General features: G+C 58.3%; 2 protein-coding genes. Both read left to right on the plus strand.

Annotated features, from left to right (window positions below; genetic code table 11):
- Positions 1 to 148: 148 nt before the first annotated feature.
- Positions 149 to 1,096, plus strand: a complete 948-nt coding sequence (locus tag HBO10_RS30960) for a protein rep (RefSeq protein ID WP_169922255.1) — start codon at positions 149 to 151, stop codon at positions 1,094 to 1,096.
- Positions 1,097 to 1,776: 680 nt separating this feature from the next.
- Positions 1,777 to 2,202 carry a hypothetical protein gene (locus HBO10_RS30965; protein WP_073454712.1) on the plus strand — a complete coding sequence of 142 codons (426 nt, stop codon included), beginning with the start codon at positions 1,777 to 1,779 and terminating at the stop codon, positions 2,200 to 2,202.
- The last annotated feature ends 607 nt before the right edge of the window (positions 2,203 to 2,809 follow it).

A 2,809-nucleotide genomic window follows, 5' to 3' on the forward strand; every position in this document is an offset into this window, starting at 1 on the left:
TTGTCCCTGATCGCTGTTTTTCTGCTGATGCTCCCGGATTCCGGGGCTTTGCGCGGTTCTGAGGCTGGCGAGTCCCTGCTTTACTTGATACATAGAAACAAAGTGTATGCAGGTGCTATCCTCGATCCCATCAAAAAGGGGGCCGAATATGGCGCATAAAAAAACCCCTGAGAACTCTTCCAACTTGGCAGGCGGGGAGTTCAAAGGGGCCGACGAAGCTAGCGAGGCTAGGCTTCTGGACGAAAGAATAGCACGCTACGGCGTCGCTCACGCAAGGTCTCAGGCGATGCTTTGTCATCTGCGTGAGGCACCATCTCAAGCGTCCATCAAGACCGCTGCTGGCCTCGCCAGTTGCGGGAATTACCTGCACTTCCGGGAGTACTTCACCGTGGGCAAGGTACGGCTGCACAGCGCGACGTTTTGCAAGCAGCACCTGGTCTGTCCGCTGTGCGGCATTCGCCGCGGGGCAAAGGCCCTTGGGGCTTACCTGACTCGTTGGCAGGTGATCCAGGAAGAGCGCCCGGATCTGCGGCCCTACCTGCTGACACTCACAGTCAAAAACGGTCCAGATCTGGAAGAGCGGCAAGCTCATCTCAGCAAGTCCCTCCGCAAGCTGATGACCCATCGTCGTCACTTCAATGCCGGTGTGCCTAGAGCGCCATGGACAGAACTGTGCAGGGCTGAAGGGGGTGTCTATACCCTTGAGCTGACGAACAATGGCAAGGGTTGGCACCCGCATTGCCACATGATTGTTTTGGCGACCTCACAGCCCTCTCAAACCGACCTCAGCTCCGAGTGGCACAAGATCACTGGCGACAGCATGGTTGTGGATTGCAGGCCGATCCTGGGTGATCCAGTGGAGGGATTCATGGAGGTGTTCAAGTACGCCGTGAAGTTCTCCGATCTGACCTTGGCCGACAACTGGCACGCGGCGCAGATCCTCAAAGGCAAGCGTCTGCTGAATAGCTTCGGCCTGTTCCGTGGCGTTGAGATCCCCGACTCGCTGCTCGATGAGCCGCTCGATGGGCTCCCGTACCTGGATCGGTTCTACCGCTACCTGGGCGACTCATACCAGCCGGCGAGCATCAGGGAGTGAGGCAGGCGACAGCGTAGCGCCTGCCTGACTCACTCCCTGAAATTGCCGCTCCTATGGCTCACCTATTGCGGGGGCAATAGGCCAAACAATAGGACCTGCAATACAACCACCAAGAGCTAAAAACATAGAACCCAACAGCAAAATGCCGTCACCCCTGCGGGGCTCCGTGGCCGCCCCTGCGGGACGCCCAAACCTCCCGGGGGAGCGCCCCGGAAGGCCTTCAGGGTTCTGAATCGCTGCGCGATTCGCCACCCTCTTTCCTCCCCTGCGCCCTGGACGGGCTTGTCTCGAAAATTCACCCGCGTGCGCGCCCGGCAAAGCCGGACCAACCCGCTTTCTGAGACTGCGCGACGCATCGGCGCGGGACTCCGTCCCTCCCTCTGCTGCTTCGGCTCGAAACCAGGTTGGTCCGGTTTCACCTGACGCGCACGCAAGCGGTGCGGCCGGATGCTTCGCACCCTGGTTTCGCCCTGGACGGGCTGCACCAGGGCAGAACGGAAAAATTCGGCCTGGGGGCCATTTTTCCTCACCCCCCTCGTGGGCTCGGGTGGCGTCTGTCAGGCTGTTTCCGTCGTCTTCGACGCCGGTTTATCAGAGCGGCTTTTGGCCGCTCTGGAAGCAGCTTTCGCTGCCCAAAGCCCTCTGCGCTACCATTCGATTTTCGTATAGGAAAATTCCTCATGCAGCGTCTCGCCATACCTTCGGATTACGTCCTGCAGTTCATCCTGGGCCGCGCCTCCTATGTCCTCCCATGGGAGGACAAACTTTGCCCAGGTAATCCAGCAGATGATCCCGAAACTGGCGCAGAGGAATACAACGCATATGCCATCAAAAAGGCGCAGGAAGTCGGCAGAGCAACGAAACCAGACCCCGTGCTAGATGCAGTGTATTTGGCGTTAAAAACGCCTGGAGAGGCTTACAGGGCCCTTGCTGAGGATCTTGCGGAGGCTTATCAAGGTCGTTATAGGTTTCTCATAGACAATTTGGCCCAGTGGGACGAAGAAACCAGGTGGTTGAGGGCTGACCTGGTTTTTTCCAATTCTGAGCTTCGCCATTTGTCAGCCACGCAAGTGATGGCTTTACGAACAAGGGCCGCCGAGGCCTGACGCGCTGCGCTTGTCCCCTCGACCTCCATACGGGAACAGGTTCCCGTACTCCGATCGAGGCCAGTCCATCCACCGTTGAAATTCCTCAGGTCAGGGGCCGCGACCCCGGCTCGTCGTGACTCGCTTCACCGTCGCGGCGAACGGAGTCCCGGGCGGAGCGAACCCTTGACCCTTCGCTGATCAAATCACCCTCTGGCGCTCTGTTCCTGGCCACCGGCCGGGAGCGGAGGCCCCCAGCATGGGTGCTGTTGATTTTGCTTTTGGCGCTCTGGGTAGTATTGCGAAATGTTCTTCACCCCCCTCCCGGATCCTGTGGGGTGCTGTTACACCCCCACTTTACCGAAGACTCCTTCGTTTTTTGGCTCTGGAGTGGAGGCGCAAACCTCGCCCGTTATGTTCCTGGTCGTGATGAGAAAATTTGCCATCACCACTGAGGAGCTGGGCATGAGAGTTTCAATCGAGCTGGATCGTAAGGATGTTTTGTCCCTGATCGCTGTTTTTCTGCTGATGCTCCCGGATTCCGGGGCTTTGCGCGGTTCTGAGGCTGGCGAGTCCCTGCTTTACTTGATACATAGAAACAAAGTGTATGCAGGTGCTATCCTCGATC

Origin of the sequence: Pseudomonas sp. WS 5503, assembly GCF_012985385.1 — a bacterium.
Lineage (GTDB): Bacteria > Pseudomonadota > Gammaproteobacteria > Pseudomonadales > Pseudomonadaceae > Aquipseudomonas > Aquipseudomonas paracarnis.